Annotated in this window: 11 protein-coding genes; 9 read left to right on the top strand and 2 right to left on the bottom strand. The window is 59.3% G+C overall.

The window, feature by feature from the left end:
- The first annotated feature begins 201 nt into the window (after positions 1 to 201).
- From IHQ43_RS16070 to IHQ43_RS16040, 7 genes are all read left to right on the top strand, one after another.
- Positions 202 to 693 carry an antitoxin Xre/MbcA/ParS toxin-binding domain-containing protein gene (locus IHQ43_RS16070; RefSeq protein ID WP_192565014.1) on the top strand — a complete coding sequence of 164 codons (492 nt, stop codon included), beginning with the start codon at positions 202 to 204 and terminating at the stop codon, positions 691 to 693.
- Positions 690 to 1193 carry an RES family NAD+ phosphorylase gene (locus tag IHQ43_RS16065; protein ID WP_192561261.1) on the top strand — a complete coding sequence of 168 codons (504 nt, stop codon included), beginning with the start codon at positions 690 to 692 and terminating at the stop codon, positions 1191 to 1193. Before IHQ43_RS16070 ends, IHQ43_RS16065 begins: the two co-directional genes overlap by 4 nt.
- Positions 1194 to 1310: 117 nt before the next feature.
- Positions 1311 to 3965, top strand: a complete 2655-nt coding sequence (locus IHQ43_RS16060) for a TonB-dependent receptor (protein ID WP_192561260.1) — start codon at positions 1311 to 1313, stop codon at positions 3963 to 3965.
- A gap of 227 nt (positions 3966 to 4192) precedes the next feature.
- Complete coding sequence (locus IHQ43_RS16055; RefSeq protein ID WP_192561259.1) at positions 4193 to 6040, top strand: extracellular solute-binding protein; 1848 nt, start codon at positions 4193 to 4195, stop codon at positions 6038 to 6040.
- Complete coding sequence (locus IHQ43_RS16050) at positions 6027 to 7091, top strand: microcin C ABC transporter permease YejB (RefSeq protein WP_192561258.1); 1065 nt, start codon at positions 6027 to 6029, stop codon at positions 7089 to 7091. Before IHQ43_RS16055 ends, IHQ43_RS16050 begins: the two co-directional genes overlap by 14 nt.
- A complete protein-coding gene (locus IHQ43_RS16045; protein WP_192561257.1) occupies positions 7091 to 8113 on the top strand; it encodes an ABC transporter permease in 1023 nt (340 codons plus the stop codon). Before IHQ43_RS16050 ends, IHQ43_RS16045 begins: the two co-directional genes overlap by 1 nt.
- Position 8114: 1 nt before the next feature.
- On the top strand, positions 8115 to 9698 hold the full coding sequence (locus IHQ43_RS16040; protein WP_192561256.1) for an ABC transporter ATP-binding protein: 1584 nt from the start codon (positions 8115 to 8117) through the stop codon (positions 9696 to 9698).
- Positions 9699 to 9750: 52 nt separating this feature from the next.
- On the opposite strand, the gene IHQ43_RS16035 is transcribed toward IHQ43_RS16040, so the two are convergent.
- Positions 9751 to 10068: an SCP2 sterol-binding domain-containing protein gene (locus IHQ43_RS16035; RefSeq protein WP_085730743.1), complete on the bottom strand. Its 318-nt coding sequence runs from the start codon at positions 10066 to 10068 to the stop codon at positions 9751 to 9753.
- Between the two features lie 48 nt (positions 10069 to 10116).
- Complete coding sequence (locus IHQ43_RS16030) at positions 10117 to 10827, bottom strand: histidine phosphatase family protein (protein WP_192561255.1); 711 nt, start codon at positions 10825 to 10827, stop codon at positions 10117 to 10119.
- A gap of 207 nt (positions 10828 to 11034) precedes the next feature.
- Between IHQ43_RS16030 and sohB the strand changes: the two genes are divergently transcribed.
- Positions 11035 to 12057 carry a protease SohB gene (gene sohB / locus IHQ43_RS16025; RefSeq protein WP_192561254.1) on the top strand — a complete coding sequence of 341 codons (1023 nt, stop codon included), beginning with the start codon at positions 11035 to 11037 and terminating at the stop codon, positions 12055 to 12057.
- 193 nt (positions 12058 to 12250) lie between these two features.
- Complete coding sequence (locus IHQ43_RS16020) at positions 12251 to 17128, top strand: dermonecrotic toxin domain-containing protein (RefSeq protein WP_192561253.1); 4878 nt, start codon at positions 12251 to 12253, stop codon at positions 17126 to 17128.
- The last annotated feature ends 28 nt before the right edge of the window (positions 17129 to 17156 follow it).

Genomic DNA, 17156 nt, shown 5'->3' with positions numbered 1-17156 from the left:
AACGGGGATATTTCCGACGACTTTTTAAGGTTGGTCGTCGGAAGCATGATCTATAGCATCGGCGATGACATTGAAGTCGTAAACGGCCCGATTACTCAGGCCTTTGATAATGGATGGATCATGCGAACTGCACACCTCGAATACGAAACACCTGCTTATTCCGCTCGCCATCAGTGGCGCGATGATCGTGCCAGGTGCCCCATGGAGGACGTCGCGTTGCCCAGCGCAAAAGTACCCCGGTTGGCGGGCTTGAAGAAGGTCGAGGGCAAACCTGTCGAATTGCTCGTGCATGGCAAGAATATCGGTGATGACGCCATGCTGATTGTTCACCTTACCGATGAAGGTTTCGAGCTGAGCGACGTCGTCGACATGCTTTCAACCTCCGAGCTTTACCAGCAAGGCGACGTGGTCAAACGCATCACTGGCAAGTCGGTCAGAACGGTACGACGGCTGCTGAAGGAAGGAAAACCGGTACGGCTTGACCCGCAGCAGAGTGTCATAGCCTACCAATATGCATTGGTGCTGGAGTTGGCCATTCGGGCTTTCGGGGGGCAACCACGGGCGGAGGACTGGATGCAAAAACCCTCTACCTATTTTTACGGTCATGTGCCGCTGGAATTGACGCTGCATCCATTGGGTTTTCAGATGGTGGAGCAGTATCTGAGTCAGCTTATCTACGGGGTTTACCCATGAACCCCTTGCCGTGGGACAAGCATTGGTATGCCTGGCGGCTGGATCCCGAGGTTTATGGAGGTACCTGGGACAGCGGGATTGGTTCAAAGCTGAGTGGCGGTCGCTGGAATATACCTGGACGACGCGTCGTCTACGCGTCAGTCGATCCGTCCTCGGCCATTCTGGAGGTGGCAGCCAACCACAGTTTTGATGCTCTAGATCGCGAGCCTTATGTGTTGACGTGTTTTGAGGTCATAAGCGACGCGAAGGTGAAAATCGTGCAGCCCGAAGAAGTGCCGAACCCTTACTGGCTGAGCCCTGCACGGCCGTCACCCAATCAGCGATTGTTCGCCGACGCTTTACTGGCCGAGCATCCGTTTGTGCTGATCCCGTCGGCGGCAACCCGGCATTCGTGGAACTTGCTGGTGAGCTGCGATTTGGCGGAGGGGCAGTTCAGGATGGTCTCCCAAGAACGTTTTGGGCTGGATACCCGGTTGCTCAAAGAAGCGGTTTTGACCTGATGAGTCGACTTGCCGGTTTTGCATAACCTCAGCACCCAACGGTCTAAATCGCGCCCTATAAATTCCCATCTGCCATCGCACATCCCTGCATAAACCAAAACGCAGGGATGGCTGTTCATGATTCGATTTTCACCCGTTAAATCCCCGTTGAGCCTGGCCTTGCTGCTGGCAATCAACACGTTGCCGGCCGTCGCCGCCGACAGCACGGCAACCGAGCCGACCACCCAGTTGCAACGGGTCGAAGTCACTGGCACCGCGATACGCCGGGTCGATGCCGAAACCGCCGTACCGGTCACCATCCTGAGGGTCGAGGAGTTGCAGAAGCAGGGCGTGACCACCACTGAAGAGCTGGTCAGCCGTATCTCGGCCAACCAGTCTTCGGTGGGCTCCGGGCGCTCGGTGGGGTCGAGCAGCGGCGGGGCGTCCTACGCCGACCTGCGAGGTATCGGCCCGAACAAAACGCTGGTGCTGCTCAACGGTCGACGCCTGAGCAACAACGCGACCAATGCGATCAACGGCTCGGGCGTCGATCTCAACACCATCCCGTTCGCCGCCATCGACCGGGTAGAAGTGCTACGCGATGGCGCCTCGGCGCTGTACGGTACAGATGCCATTGGCGGGGTGATCAACTTCATCACCAAGACCAGCCTCACCGAAGGCCAGATCAGCACAAACTACGACACGCCGACCCATTCCGGCGGCGGTGAAAGCCGCAACTTCAGCGGCAGCTGGGGTTTTGGTGATTTGCAGGACGATCGCTTCAACGTTTTCGGCGTGGTGAGCTACGACAAGCAGAACCGACTGGCCGCCGATGATCGTGGTTACACCTATAACTACCAGCCGGGGCGCGGCCTGGATTACACCTCCGGCACGGCATCGCCCGCCAACTGGAGCCAGGGCAGCAATGCCACCAACCCGTTGGCCGGTTCCGGTTGCAATGCACCGGGGCTGCTGTCACGCAACGGCATCTGCCGCCAGAGCCTGTGGAGTTATCTCGACCTGGTACCGGAAACCGAAAAGACCTCCGCCTTCGCCAAAGCCACCGGCAAGCTGTCGGACGATCACAACGTCAGCCTCGAATACTTCTGGGCGCGCAACGAAAACCGTACTCAGATCGGTCCCGGTACGTTGATGGGCAATCAGGTCAATCCCGGTACTGCGTTCTATCCGGGCAACGGCATTACGCCCGGGCCAAGCGGTTTTGCTCTGGACCCGACGCAACCGGTGGACGTGAACTGGCGCGAGACGGCTGTCGGTGCCCGCCAGCATGAGGACGACAACACTGGTCAGCGTTTGCTGTTGAGCTTCGACGGGACGCTGGTAGGTTGGGATTACAACCTCGGCGCTTCTTACAACCAGAACAAAGTGGTCAACACGATTCGCAGCGGTTACGTGAATGACCGAGCCGTCAGTCAAGGCATCGCCAACGGTTTGATCAACCCCTTCGGCCCGCAGACCGCTGCCGGTTCGGCCTTGCTGGCGGCCAACGGAGTGGATGGCGATTACGCGACGGCAGTGGGCCGGGTCAAGGCGATTGACGGGCGCATCAGCCGCGAGATCGGCGACTGGTTCGGTGCTGGTCCTTCGGCGCTGGCGCTGGGCGGTGAATACCGCAAGGAAGACTTTCATCAGGATTTCGCCGCGTTCGCCGGCGACGTGCAGAGCCTGGGCGTTGATCCCAATGGCAGCGTACAAGGAGATCGCAGCGTCTCGGCGCAGTACGCCGAGGTCAACGTGCCGGTGCTCGACAGCCTTGAACTGTCCGCCGCCGTGCGCCACGACAAATACAGCGATTTCGGCAGCACCACCAACCCGAAATACTCGTTCCGCTTCCAGCCGTTCAAGGAGCTGGTGGTGCGTGGCGCCTACAGCGAAGGCTTCCGTGCGCCGTCGCTTTATGAGTTGTACAACCCGACGTTCACCTCGTTCACCAATGCCAACTACAACGACCCGCGCCTGTGCGCCGGTGGCAACCCGAGCAACGGCGGCATTGCCAACCGCGACTGTGCCCAGCAGTTCAACCGTACCTCAGGCGGCAACACCGATTTGAGCCCGGAAACTGCGCGCAACGTCACCCTCGGTTTCGTTTATCAGCCGTTTGATCGCCTGACCACCGGGCTGGATTTCTGGTGGATCGACATCGCCAACCAGATCGCCGAATTCCCTGAATCGGCGGTGTTCGAAAACCCGGAGCTGTACCCGGAGCGTCTGATTCGCAAGCCTGATGGCTCCATCGATCACATCGTCACTGGCCTGGCCAACCTCGGCAAGATCAAGACCAACGGCGTCGACGTGAGCTTCGACTATCGCCTGCCGAGCATGCCGTACGGCGATTTCGGCATCGGTCTGCAAGGCACTTACGTCACCCGTTACGACTATCAGCAGCAGCTCAAGGGCGACTACATCGACAAGCTCGGCGATTTTCGCGGCGGCGACTTTGCTTCCGCCGGCGCCGTGGCCCGCTGGCGTCATAGCTTGACCGGCAGCTGGAACTACGGCCCGCTCGGCGCGAGCCTGACCAACCGCTACACCAGCGGTTACCACGACTCGGATCGCGAGACTCACGATTACGTCGGCTCGTACAACGTCTGGGACGTGGCCGGCACCTACACCTGGCGCAAGACCCTGGCAGTGACCCTCGGAGTGAAAAACCTGTTCGACCGCGAGCCGCCATTCAGCAACCAGACCTACACGTTCCAGAGCGGCTACGACCCGAAATACGGCGACCCGTTTGGCCGCACGCTGTACACGCGGGTCAATTACAAGTTCTGAGAATGATCGGTCAGGGCGGGTTTTAGTAACGCATCGTTCTAAACCCAGTTCTATAAAAAATGCCGGCCTGTTGCACATCACAGGTAGGCAGGAGGTGTGGTGACTGCTTTGGCCCCATCGCGAGCAAGCTCGCTCCCACAGGGGATTTGTGTTCGTCACGAAGCAATGTGGGAGCGAGCTTGCTCGCGAGGGGCCATTGGCGGCGCCCAATTATCAGGATCTTGCCGATGCTCTCCAGACTCATGCTTTTCAGCATCTTCATGTTGTCGAGCCCGCTCATTTTCGCGGCGCCACAACACGCCCTCACGGTCTACGGCGAAGCCCCGAAATACGCCCCGGACTTCCAGCATCTGGCCTACGCCAACCCCGACGCGCCCAAGGGGGGAATCTTGCGCCGCTCTTCGCTGGAGAGCGGCCCGTTCGATCACCTGATTCCCTACATCGACAAAGGCACCGGTGTCGCCGACATCGACGGCTGGCTCTATGCGCCGCTGGCCTATCGCAGCAAGGACGAGCCCTACAGCGTCTACGGTCTGGTCGCGCAACGGATGGAGCTGGACGCGGACCGGCGCTGGCTGCGCTTTTACCTCAACCCCAAGGCGCAGTTCGAGGACGGCACGCCAATCACCGCCGAAGACGTGCGCTACACCTTCGAACTGTTCACCACTCAAGGCAGCCTCAAGTATCGCCAGCAGTTTCGCGATGTCGCCGAGGTGCAGGTCGAGTCGCCGACCCAGGTGCGTTTCGTGTTCAAGAACAACGAGAGCCGGACCTTGCCGCTGGATCTGGCGACGTTGCCGGTGTTGCCTGAACATTGGTGGCGTACACGCAATTTCGCCGATGGCGCAGGCTTCGAGATTCCGCCGGGCAGTGGGCCGTACAAGGTTATCGCGGTAGACGCCGGGCGCAGCGTGAAATTCCAGCGGATCAAGGACTGGTGGGCCAGAGATCTGCCGATCACTCGTGGGCTTTATAACTTCGATCAGTTGAGCGTGGAGTTCTTTGCCGACACCGACGTGTCGCGACAAGTGCTCAAGGCCGGCGGCTTCGATTACAACCGCGAGTTCTCCGCCACCAGTTACACCATCGGTTATGCCGGCGCGGCACTGGAGCAGGGCAAGTTGCTGCACGAACACCTCGCACCCGGTGCTGCACAAGGCGCCCAGGGGTTTGCGTTCAACTTGCAGAAGCCGATGTTTCAGGATCGCCGGGTCCGGCAGGCGATTGCCATGCTCTGGGATTTCGAATGGAGCAACCGGCAGATGATGCGCAGCATGTACCTGCGCCAACGCAGCTTCTTTTCCCACAGTGCGTTGTCGGCCACCGAACTGCCGGATGCCGAAGAACTGAAAATCCTCGAACCGTGGCGCGGCAAGATTCCCGATGAAGTCTTCAGTCAGGTGTTCGAGGCGCCGCGCACCGACGGCAGCGGCAACATCCGCGCGCAGCAATTGCAGGCGCTGAAATTGCTGGAGGCTGCTGGTTGGAAACCCCGTGGCGATCAATTGGTGAATGCCGCCGGCGAGCCGTTGCAATTCACCTTCCTCAACGGCCAGAAGGGTTTCGAGCGCCTGCTGCTGCCATTCAAGCGCAACCTGTCGCAGATCGGCATCGGCTTCGATATTCGTCAGGTCGACACCGCGCAATACACCAACCGCGTGCGCAGCCGCGACTACGACATGATTGTCGTCGGTTACCCGGTGAGTCAGGCGCCGGGGCGCGAGCTGTTCAACTACTTCGGTTCCGACGGCGCCGACGATCCCGGCTCCAACAACTACATGGTGCTGCGCGATCCGGCGGTGGATGCGCTGCTCGAAGGCGTGGTCCAGGCCGACAATCGTGAGAGCCTTCTGCGCCACGCCCATGCGCTGGATCGGGTGTTGCAGTGGGGCTATTACTGGATTCCCAACTATTACCCGCCGGGGATTTCCACGGTGTGGTGGAACCGCTTCGGTCGCCCGGCAATTGCGCCGCTGTACGACGCCGGCCTCGACACCTGGTGGGAGATCAGCCCGACCGCGCTGACCTCGACGCAAATGCAGCAGCAAAAGGAGTACGCCCATGTGGGGTTATAGCCTGCGGCGTCTGCTGCTGATCGTGCCGACCTTGCTGGCAATTCTACTGGTGAACTTTGTGATCGTGCAGGCCGCGCCCGGTGGCCCGGTCGAACAGGCCATCGCCCGATTGCAGGGGATTGGTGTTGGTGCGGCGGTGGGGGCCAGCCATGTCGAGAGCATTGGCGGCGAGTCCCGCGCGACCCGTGGCCTGGACCCGAAACTGGTGGCCGAGATCGAGCGCCAGTACGGCTTCGATAAAAGCGCCGGCGAGCGCTTGTGGCTGATGCTCAAGCGCTACGCGCAACTGGATTTCGGCAAGAGTTTTTTCCGGGGGGCGTCGGTGACCGAACTGATCTGGCAGAAACTGCCGGTGACCCTGTCGCTGGGATTGTGGGCGACGCTGATCACTTATCTGGTATCGATTCCGCTGGGCATCCGCAAGGCGGTGCACAACGGCTCGGCGTTCGATGTCTGGAGCAGCGCGGCGATCATCATCGGCTATGCGATGCCGGGGTTTCTGTTTGCGCTGCTGCTGATCGTGGTGTTCGCCGGCGGTACGGCGCTGGACTGGTTTCCGGTGCGCGGGCTGGTCTCGGACAACTTCGCCGAGCTGTCGCTGTGGGGCAAGGTCGCCGATTATTTCTGGCACCTGGTGTTGCCGGTCAGCGCGCTGGTGATCGGCGGTTTCGCAACGTTGACGATCCTGACCAAGAACAGCTTTCTCAATGAAATCTCACGGCTGTACGTGGTCACCGCTCGCGCCAAGGGCCTGAGTGAACGCCAGGTGTTGTACGGGCATGTGTTTCGCAACGCGATGCTGCTGGTGGTGGCCGGTTTGCCTCAGGCATTGGTCACGGTGTTCTTCGGCGGTTCGTTACTGATCGAAGTGATCTTCTCCCTCGACGGTCTCGGCCGCCTGAGCTACGAAGCGGCGGTGTCGCGGGATTACCCGGTGGTGTTCGGTTCATTGTTCATCTTCACCCTGTTCGGGCTCTTGATAAAACTGCTGGGCGACCTGTGCTACACGCTGGTCGATCCGCGTATCGACTTCACCGCGAGGACTGCCTGATGCCGACGCTTTCTCCAATCGGACAGCGCCGTTGGGCGCGGTTCAAGGCTCATCGGCGCGGCTGGTGGTCGTTGTGGCTGTTTCTCGCGCTGTTCGGCCTGAGCCTGGGCGGTGAACTGGTCGCCAATGACAAGCCGTTGCTGGTGACCTGGCAGGGCGAGTGGTATTTCCCCGCGTTCAAGCGCTACACCGAGCAGGATTTCGGCGGCGAGCTGCCGTTCCAGCCCGACTACCGCAGCGCCCAGGTGCGTGAACTGATCGAGGGGCAGGGCGGGCGGATGTGGTTTGCGCCGATCCCGTTCGGCTTCGACACGGCCAACTACGACCTGACCGAACCGGCCCCGAGCCCGCCCACCGCTGAAAACTGGCTGGGCACCGACGATCAGGCGCGGGATGTGCTGGCGCGGGTGATATTCGGCACGCGAGTCTCGCTGTTATTCGCCCTGGCCTTGACGGCGGTGAGCGCATTGATCGGTATCGCTGCCGGCGCCTTGCAGGGTTATTACGGCGGCTGGGTCGACTTGCTCGGTCAGCGTTTGCTGGAAGTGTGGTCGGGGCTGCCGGTGCTTTATCTGCTGATCATTCTGTCGGGCTTCGTCGAGCCGAATTTCTGGTGGTTGTTGGGGATCATGGCACTGTTTTCCTGGCTGAGTCTGGTGGACGTGGTGCGCGCCGAGTTCCTGCGCAGCCGGGGGCTCGAGTACGTGAAAGCGGCGCGGGCGCTGGGTGTCGGCGATGCGCAGGTGATCGTGCGGCACATTCTGCCCAATGCCATGAGTGCAACGTTGACGTACCTGCCGTTCATTCTGACCGGGGCGATCGCTACGTTGTCGGCGCTGGATTTCCTCGGCTTCGGCATGCCCGCCGGCAGTGCTTCGCTGGGTGAGTTGATCGGTCAGGGCAAGAACAATCTGCAAGCTCCGTGGTTGGGGCTGACGGCATTTTTTGCCCTGGCGCTGATTCTTTCTCTACTCGTATTCATCGGCGAAGCCTGCCGTGATGCCTTCGACCCCAGGACTTGATATGCGTGAACATCTGATCGAAATACGCGACCTGCGGGTGGCGTTCAAAGGGCAGGAAGTGGTGCACGGCATCGACCTCGACATTCGCCCAGGGGAATGTCTGGCGCTGGTGGGCGAATCGGGTTCCGGCAAGTCGGTGACGGCCCACAGCATCCTGCAACTGCTGGACCCGAACATCACGCAGATCGACGGCAGCATCCGTTATGGTGGCGAAGAGTTGCTGGGTGTACACGAGCGCTATCTGCGGCAACTGCGCGGCAACCGCATCGCGATGATTTTTCAGGAGCCGATGAGTTCGCTGAACCCGTTGCACAGCATCGAACGACAACTCGGCGAAAGCCTGGCGCTGCACAAAGGCCTGGCGGGCGCGGCGGCACGTAAACGGATTCTGGAACTGTTGGAACTGGTGGGCATTCAACGACCGCGCGAGCGGCTGAAGGCCTATCCGCATCAACTCTCCGGCGGCCAGCGGCAACGGGTGATGATTGCCATGGCGCTGGCATGCGAACCGCAGTTGCTGATCGCCGATGAGCCGACCACGGCCCTCGACGTCACGGTACAGCGCAAGATTCTGTTGCTGCTCAAGGAACTGCAACAGCGATTGGGCATGGCGCTGCTGATCATCAGCCACGACTTGAATCTGGTGCGCACCATCGCCCAGCGGGTAGCGGTGATGCGCGCGGGCGAGATCGTCGAACAGGCAAGCTGCGAGCAATTGTTCCGCGCGCCGCAGCATCCCTACAGCATCGAATTGCTCAATGCTGAACCCGGCGGTGCGGCGCTGTGCCGTGATGCGGCGGAGGATTTGCTCGACGTTCGTGATCTGCATGTGCGTTTTCCGCTGGGCGGCGGGTGGCTGCGGGCCAGGTCGTATCTGCATGCGGTCAATGGCATCGATCTGAACCTGCAGCGGGGCAAGACTCTGGGCATCGTTGGCGAGTCCGGCTCGGGCAAGTCCACTCTGGGTCAGGCGATCCTGCGCCTGATCGACGCCGACGGCAGCGTCCGCTTCAAGGGCGAGGCGCTTGAGCAACTGAGCGGTAAACAATTGCGTCCGCTGCGCAAACGCCTGCAAGTGGTGTTTCAGGATCCGTTTGGCAGCCTCAGCCCGCGTATGTGCGTGGAGCAGATCATTGCCGAAGGTTTGCAGGTGCACAGCGACTTGAATGCGCAGGCGCGCGAACAGGCTGTGATCGACGTATTGAAGGAAGTCGGACTCGATCCGGCGACCCGCCATCGTTATCCCCACGAGTTTTCCGGCGGGCAACGGCAACGCATTGCCATCGCTCGGGCGCTGGTGCTCAAGCCGGATTTGATTCTGCTGGATGAGCCGACGTCGGCGCTGGACCGTACGGTGCAAAAACAGATCGTCGCGCTGTTGCGTCGATTGCAGGAGGAGCACGGGCTGACTTATCTGTTCATCAGTCATGACCTGGCGGTGGTGCGGGCGCTGGCCCACGATCTGATCGTGATGAAGGATGGCGAGGTGGTGGAACGTGGCGATACGGCCGGATTGTTCCGTTCGGCTCGGCACCCCTATACGCGGGAGCTGCTGGCGGCGTCGTTGGCCGGTGTGAACGCCTGAAACGACAAATCCCGCCACTGGGGCGGGATTTGTTTGCAGACTGGCTGCTGTCTTACGCCGGGAACAGCTCGGACAGTTTCATCGACAGCATCATGTCGCCTTCAACGCGCAGCTTGCCGCCCATGAAGGCCTGCATGCCGTCGGTTTCGCCGCTGACGATACCTTTCAGGGTTTCGCTGTCCAGCACCAGCGTGCAGTTGGCGTCGGCGTTTTCGCCTTCCTGGATGTCGCAGGTGCCGTCTTTGACGATCAGGGCGTAGTGCTTGTCTTCGTCGGTGATGTTGAAACCGAAGATCAGATCCAGACCGGCAGCGGCGGCTGGGTTGAACTTGGCTTGCATTGCTTTTACGGCATCAGCTACGGAGGTCATGGTTCGATCCTTTTTGGTTGATTGCAGCAGGGTCACAGTAATCCGGACTCAGCGAAACGTGATGAGTTCCGGGGCCTTCAGCAGTTGCAGGTGTGCATGACTGTTGAAGGAAGCCAGAGCCACCTCGCGACCGCGGAACTTCAGCTGGTTGAGCGAGGTGTTGACGATTTGCCAGTTCAGTTCAAAGGCCTGCCGGGCAGGCATTTGAGTGATGAGATGGAGCAGGGCGGTGATCGTGCCACCGGAGGTGAACACCGCAATTTTCTGGGTGTTGTCGGCCTGTTCGAGAATCCGCTGCAGCCCGGCCTGTACCCGTTCGACGAAACCCAGCCAGCTTTCCAGACCCGGTGTGTCATAGGTGCCGGCGAGCCAGCGTTCGATGATCAGGGCGAAGATGCGCTGGAACTCGCCACGGTTTTGCGCGGCGTTGCGCAGTATCTCCAGGGCTTCGGGCTCTTCCGGCAGCATGGCCGGAAGCAGGGCGCGGATCACGGCATCGGCATCGAATTCGTTGAAGGCCGAATCGATTTCCAGGGCCGGAACCGGCAGGCCGACAGCGGAAAATTGCTCAAGCGCGCTGTTGGCCGTGTGTTGCTGACGGCGCAGATCGCCCGACAGACAGCGATCGAAGCTGATTCCGAGTTCGGCGAGGTGGCGGCCGAGGATTTCTGCCTGGCGTACACCGGTCGGCGACAGGACGTCATAGTCGTCTGCACCAAAGGAGGCCTGGCCATGTCGAATCAAGTAGATGCTGCCCACGTCCGCGTCATCCCGGTACGTTGAAGGTTGTGGCGAGGTTATGGGGATGACGGTGAGCTGTCAATGAAAAAACATACGCTTGTTTGAAATGCCCGTTCCAGCCTTGTTGCCAGAGGTTTCACGGCTGGCCGCGGGGCTGGTGCATGGGTATGCTGGAGCCAATTCCCGCGCGTGTTTCACAACCGCGCATCGTTTGAAGGAGTCACTGTGGAGTTTTTCACTGAATACGCCAGTTTTCTGGCCAAGACCGTGACGCTGGTCATCGCCATTCTGGTGGTGCTGGCGAGTTTCGCTGCGTTGCGCAGCAAGGGCCGGCGTAAATCCGCCGGCCAGTTGCAGGTCAGCAAGCTCAACGATTTCTATAAAGGCCTGCGTGAGCGCCTGGAGCAGACCCTGCTCGATAAGGATCAGCTCAAGGCATTGCGCAAGGGCCAGGCCAAATCCGAAAAGAAACAGAAGAAGAAACCCGAAGCCAAACCGCGGGTGTTCGTGCTGGACTTCGACGGCGATATCAAGGCCTCGGCCACCGAAAGTCTGCGTCACGAAATTACCGCGCTGCTGACCCTGGCCACACCGAAGGACGAAGTGGTCCTGCGGCTGGAAAGCGGCGGCGGCATGGTGCACAGCTACGGGCTTGCCTCGTCGCAACTGGCGCGCGTTCGTGAAGCCGGCGTGCCGTTGACCGTGTGTATCGACAAGGTCGCGGCCAGCGGCGGCTACATGATGGCGTGTATCGGTGAGAAGATCATCAGCGCACCGTTCGCGATTCTCGGCTCCATCGGCGTGGTGGCACAGTTGCCCAACGTCAACCGCCTGCTGAAAAAGCATGACATCGATTTTGAAGTGCTGACTGCCGGCGAGTACAAACGCACACTGACTGTATTCGGTGAAAACACCGAGAAGGGCCGGGAGAAATTCCAGGAAGATCTGGACATCACCCACCAGCTGTTCAAGAACTTCGTTGCGCGTTATCGGCCACAGCTGGCGATCGACGAAGTTGCCACCGGAGAAGTCTGGCTCGGCATCGCCGCACTGGAAAAGCAACTGGTCGATGAACTCAAGACCAGCGACGAATACCTGGCCGAGCGCGCCAAACAGTCCGAGGTCTATCACCTGCATTACGCTGAACGCAAAAGCCTGCAGGAGCGTATCGGCATGGCGGCCAGCGGTTCCGTGGATCGCGTATTGCTGAGCTGGTGGAGCCGCTTGACCCAGCAGCGCTTCTGGTAAATACGTGCATCACGTTCGTGAGTTTCCGCTCCACGAGCGTGATGCATTTTCATCAGCGGACAGTGCGGTATATAGATATTTTAAAGTTTAATAATGTTGCTGTTTTAGTAGAGGATTTATCAACTAATCGCGCTGTATTGAGCCGTGTTTCGACTTTATTCTGATACTCCATTTCAGAAAGAAGTTGCTAAACATGGATGTTGAAAAAAGTAAGTCGATTCCACCTGTCATGACGCCGGCTCAACAAGGTGTCTTTTTTGAACTGTATAAAAAACAGATACCTTCCTGGCTGCTTGAGTCTTCGGAGTCTGCTCGTAATGATCTCTATGAAAGTTTAAAAGCCAGTTTCAAATCGCGTCATTCCGCGCTGGAACAATTGCGCACACTGAAATCCCCCCAGAGTTTTTGTACGCCACTGTTGGCCAAGGCGATGGCTGAGAAGCTGGGTGAGCCTTTTGAAGTTGATGGTGCAGTTTTTCAGCATGTGCGATCCACATCGAGCCTGCTTGGCCTGCGCAAGAAGCTCGTACTGCCGCTTGAGCGGGATCTGCTGACGGCAGCTTGCGAGAACTTTGAGCTGTCGGAAACCCAGGCCGGTAATTATCACGAGCGGTCTCTGTTATACATTCCGAAGCGGGTAACCGGGCGCGCCAATCAGGTGTTGGCGATGCAGCCCCACGAGTTTGCAAGGCTATGTCGCTATCTGGATCTTGGTAAGCAATATCAAAAGCATGTTGAATCTTTTTTTGGTAACAAAGATCAGTTCGCAAGTTTGCAGGAAACAGCTGTAGCGTGTTCAAAAGATCAATTTGATGTGGATCGGAATATGGCCTGTCTGCGTGGCCATATAAGCTTCGATGTCAGCCAGATGCTAAAGTCGGTGCGAGACCAGGCATCGTCGATCAAACTCGGCAACAACACACTCGGATATCAAAGTCTCGAGATGCTCGGAGTGTCGCTGAGAGGGCCGATGTTCATCGGCCCGGTCAGTGAACATGCGGATGACGATTATCGTTGCGTGGTCTATATCCCCGGCGATCCCGATCACCCCTTGAAAGAATACGTGTCGTTCCAGAAGTTCGAAGTCGAGTTGAGCGGTCGCTTGCGTGATCCCGAATTTCGCAACTTTTTCCTGCGCTTCATTTCGATGAAGGATCGCTCGCTGTTCCTCACCGGTCTGGATGTGCGGCTCTTGAACGCCCGACCGAATCCACTCCCGGTCTCTACGATCTATCTGCCGTTGTCAGGCATCGATCTTGAGGGTGATGCAAAACAGGATCTGTTTCTGGCGATCTTTCGGCACCGCGCGGCGCAGGTCAGGGCCGACACTCGTTTGCTGGTGGTGCCCACCGACGACGAAGACGAAAAAACCCGCTTGGCGCGACTGGATACCTATAAGGCCATTGGGCTCAATACTGCTCTGTTCTTTCTTTCCTTCGTCCCGCTTCTGGGACAGGTCATGTGTGCCGTCGCCGGCGTGCAGTTGCTCGGCGAGATTTATGAAGGGTTCGACAGTTGGGCCCATGGCGATCAGGAGCATGCCGCTGACTGTCTGTTCGATACCCTGGAAAACCTGATTCTCATGGCGGGTTTTGCCGCCGGCGGTGTTGCCGCAGGCAAGGCTTATAGAGCGGTGCGCTCGTCGAGTTTCATTCAGGGCCTGCGGCGTGTTCCGGTGGACGCGCTTTCGCATCGATTGTGGAATCCGGACATGAGCGTTTACCGCCAGCAGGAGTCATTGCCGAGCAGTCTTTCGGCCGATGCGCAAGGGCTCGTCTGGCGTGGAAGTGATGGTTATCTGCCGCTGGGACCTGACGCGTACGCGGTACGTCCATTGAGCGGTACCAGTTTGTGGGAGGTGCGCCCCTATCCGTTGCCCAAACGCTATTGCCCCTTGCTTGAGACCAATGGGGCGGGCGCCTGGCGACACGATTCCGAGTTGCCTCAAGAATGGAGCACGCTGATGCTGTTTCGTCGTCTGGGATTTCATGAGACGAAGATTCCGGATAGTCGTGCCCTGCAAATCATCGCGGCCAGCAATATAGACGAGACCGCCATGCGCCAGCTGTTTGTCGAACGCGGCAAGACAATGGCGACGCTGACGGATACGGTCAGACGTTTTCGTGCGGATACCGAAGTCACGGTGTTCATCGAGCAGATGGCCGTCCCTGCCTCTGCGCCACAGGCCGATGCCGATCTGCAGCTGTACTTACTGACCATGGCAGGGCGCTGGCCGCGGGACCTGGCGATTGTCGTGACGGATATCACCGCTAACGAAGTGGCGCGCTATGGCGGAACCAAAGGCGCACGCGAGGTGCAAGTCCATGAAGACCTGCTGAGCAGGGGGCAGTTTTACTCGCCGCTGCTGGCAGCGCTGAAAGAGAGTGAGCGTTCTCACTTGCTGGGTTCGACCACCGTGGAACAGAAAAATCAGGGCGCGCTGCTGGGCAAACACATTGCCGGGTTGGCGCCTCGCATGCGCATGACGTTGATGAACCGGTTGTTTCAGCGCGCCGATGTCTGCGAGTTGTCCAGGGCAGAGCCGATCATTAAAGCGTTCCCAGGGCTGTCGGCCAGTGTCGCCGACGAGTTGGCGCAGCATGCCGATGCGCATGAATGGGAGCAGCTTGATGCTGACACCGTACCGCTGCGTCTGGCGGAAGAAGCACGGCGCTATCAGCAGATCCAGCGCATGAACCGGGCAAACGAAAGCTTGTACCTGGACGCAGCGAGTGGACGTGACGCGGATATGCTGGTGCTGGATACATTGACGCACTTGCCCGGCTGGCCCGGCGATGTGTTTGTCGAAATTCTGGATTGGGGGGTGCAAAACGATCAACGGGCGACTGTCGGCCCCGGCGGTGCTGTACATCAGGTGTTGCTCGAAGCGTATCCCGATCGTTATCAAGGCCTGGACTCCAGCAACACTGTTGTTTCCAGTCAGCCGGAACGTACCCGGGCGAATTTCTTTCAGTCATTGTCGCAAAGCCTCCCGGCACACGCGCGCAAAGCCATTGGCGTCGATACGGATCTGGACGGCACGGGCTTGAGAGAAAAGATAACCGCGTTGGCACTGCAGCGCCGGGAGGCATTTGCAAAAGTGCTGGGGATCGAGGCTTCGCGTACCGACTATCGATCGCCCATGGGGCTGGCAGATCGACAGGTCGAACAAGCAGCAGTGGACTCAGAGCCGGTTCAAGGTCCGGTGCCGAAAAGATCGCCAGTGCTGCTGCGCCGGGCTCTTGAACTGTATCCCTCACCCTCGGTGCAGATTGATCGATTTGTTTCGTCACTGAGCATTGACGAAGTGTTGGCCATCAGAACCCTTGAGGACATGCGAGAGGAATACAGGACGATCCTGGAGACGCTGGAGCGCTGGGTGCAGCGCGATACCTGGTACCACGATAGCGAAGGCCGGAGACTCAAAGTGTCGTCCCGCAGTAAAAACCGGGCGGCGCGGGCCATTCTGCGGGCGTGGCGCAAGGAAACCCGGATGCCCGGACATTCCGTTGAAAGTCTTTACAGCCTGACCTTCGACGCGGTGCCACTGGGTGACCTTCCTGTGATCATCGGTGACTTCGCCCATGTGACGGTGCTGCGCATGAATGGCGTGGGTGCCAGTGCCGGTTTAAATGCCTTTCTGCGCAACTTCCCCCGTCTGCGAGTGCTGGATCTTTCTGGCAACGATTTGACGCGCATTCCTCAGGCGATTGCGGACATGCCGGGGCTCACGGGGCTGGATCTGAGTAACAACCAGATTCGCCTGAACGAACACTCTGCGCAGGAGCTGGGCAGCAAAGCGCATCTGCGTTCACTGGACCTGAGCCTGAACAAGGCGTTGGGGCAGGCACCTGTGGTCGGTGCGATGCGCAACTTGCGCCATCTGGATTTACACGACACAGGCCTCGCTCGGTGGCCGTTGGACATCGACGGGCTTACCCAGCTGGAAACCCTGGATCTGCGCAACAACAGAATCGAGGAGGTCCCGGCGTCGGTGTACAAGTCGCGTGCAGTGCTCAATCGTGGCACTCATATCGATGGCAACCCTCTGTCGGCGACCAGCCTCCAGGCAATCGGCGATTATCAGCGGGCGCAAGGTATCAGCCTGGGCGTGATCACCCCCGACTACCTCACCACGGCGAGGCCGGCGGCTGACGTGCAAGGTGCCGGTTGGGTCAGTGGTTTGTCATCGGTGCAGGTTGCGCGAGCCCAGGAGGTCTTGTTATCGCTGTCGGCTGATCCGGACTCCAGGGCATTTTTCGACATGCTCATGCAATTGCGCGGGACGGCTGACTATTCCCGCGCCCGCACTAAACTTGCCCAGCGGGTCTGGGATGTGCTGGAGGCCGCGTGTGAAGACGAGCGGCTGCGTCGTGTGCTCTTTCGCATGGCCAGAGAAGGGCGCGTGAGTGCCGCCAATGCGTCCTTGTTGTTCAGCGAGCTCGAAGTCAGGGTTCTGTGTTTTCGGGCCGCGGCGGTGGCGCGCACCGGTAACCAGACGCTTGAGGGGGATCTTGTTCGTCTGTTGCGCGGACTGTTTCGATTGCAGGAGCTGGAGAAACAGGTCGTGCGGGAAACCGCGCGTCGCGCACGGACAGAATCGTTGAGCCTGCAACAGACGCGGGATATCAACCTGATTTACCGGGTACGGCTGGCGGGACGTCTGGAATTGCCTGCGCAGCCCACTGAACTGAATGTGCCGCTGTATGCCGGCGTCACCGACGAGCAGATCGACAGGGCTTATCGGGAAGTGGTCAAGGCCGAAAATTCTTCGCGATTGTCCGACTCGTTCAGTCGGCAGGAATTCTGGGCCGAGTATTTGTCGACGAGTCGTCAGGATGCTTTCGCAGCAATACGGGATCGCAGCGCACGGGCTTTTTCCCTGCTGGAGTCGCAGATCAATCTGTCTCGTGAAGCTGCCGCACACCAGATGGCGACAATCTTCGACAACTTCAGAAATGAAAGCCTGGAATTGCGCAAACAGTTGACCCATGCGGCACTGGTACGTCATCCAGGGCTGCAGTTGCCGGTTACGACAGGGCCCAACAGATTAGGAACGGGAGCGGTCTGAGCAGAGGCTCCGAACCCTTTGACAAGGG

The sequence above is a fragment of the Pseudomonas gozinkensis genome (genome assembly GCF_014863585.1).
In the GTDB taxonomy this organism is placed as follows: domain Bacteria; phylum Pseudomonadota; class Gammaproteobacteria; order Pseudomonadales; family Pseudomonadaceae; genus Aquipseudomonas; species Aquipseudomonas gozinkensis.
The sequence above is the reverse complement of the archived record's forward strand: the minus strand, read 5'-3'. Positions and strand labels throughout refer to the sequence as shown.

Coding starts and splice junctions, on each gene's coding strand:
- IHQ43_RS16040 (WP_192561256.1), top strand. CDS start 8,115: ATGCGTGAACATCTGATCGAAATACGCGACCTGCGGGTGGCGTTCAAA.
- IHQ43_RS16070 (WP_192565014.1), top strand. CDS start 202: ATGGAGGACGTCGCGTTGCCCAGCGCAAAAGTACCCCGGTTGGCGGGC.
- IHQ43_RS16020 (WP_192561253.1), top strand. CDS start 12,251: ATGGATGTTGAAAAAAGTAAGTCGATTCCACCTGTCATGACGCCGGCT.
- IHQ43_RS16065 (WP_192561261.1), top strand. CDS start 690: ATGAACCCCTTGCCGTGGGACAAGCATTGGTATGCCTGGCGGCTGGAT.
- IHQ43_RS16035 (WP_085730743.1), bottom strand. CDS start 10,068: ATGACCTCCGTAGCTGATGCCGTAAAAGCAATGCAAGCCAAGTTCAAC.
- IHQ43_RS16055 (WP_192561259.1), top strand. CDS start 4,193: ATGCTCTCCAGACTCATGCTTTTCAGCATCTTCATGTTGTCGAGCCCG.
- IHQ43_RS16060 (WP_192561260.1), top strand. CDS start 1,311: ATGATTCGATTTTCACCCGTTAAATCCCCGTTGAGCCTGGCCTTGCTG.
- IHQ43_RS16045 (WP_192561257.1), top strand. CDS start 7,091: ATGCCGACGCTTTCTCCAATCGGACAGCGCCGTTGGGCGCGGTTCAAG.
- IHQ43_RS16050 (WP_192561258.1), top strand. CDS start 6,027: ATGTGGGGTTATAGCCTGCGGCGTCTGCTGCTGATCGTGCCGACCTTG.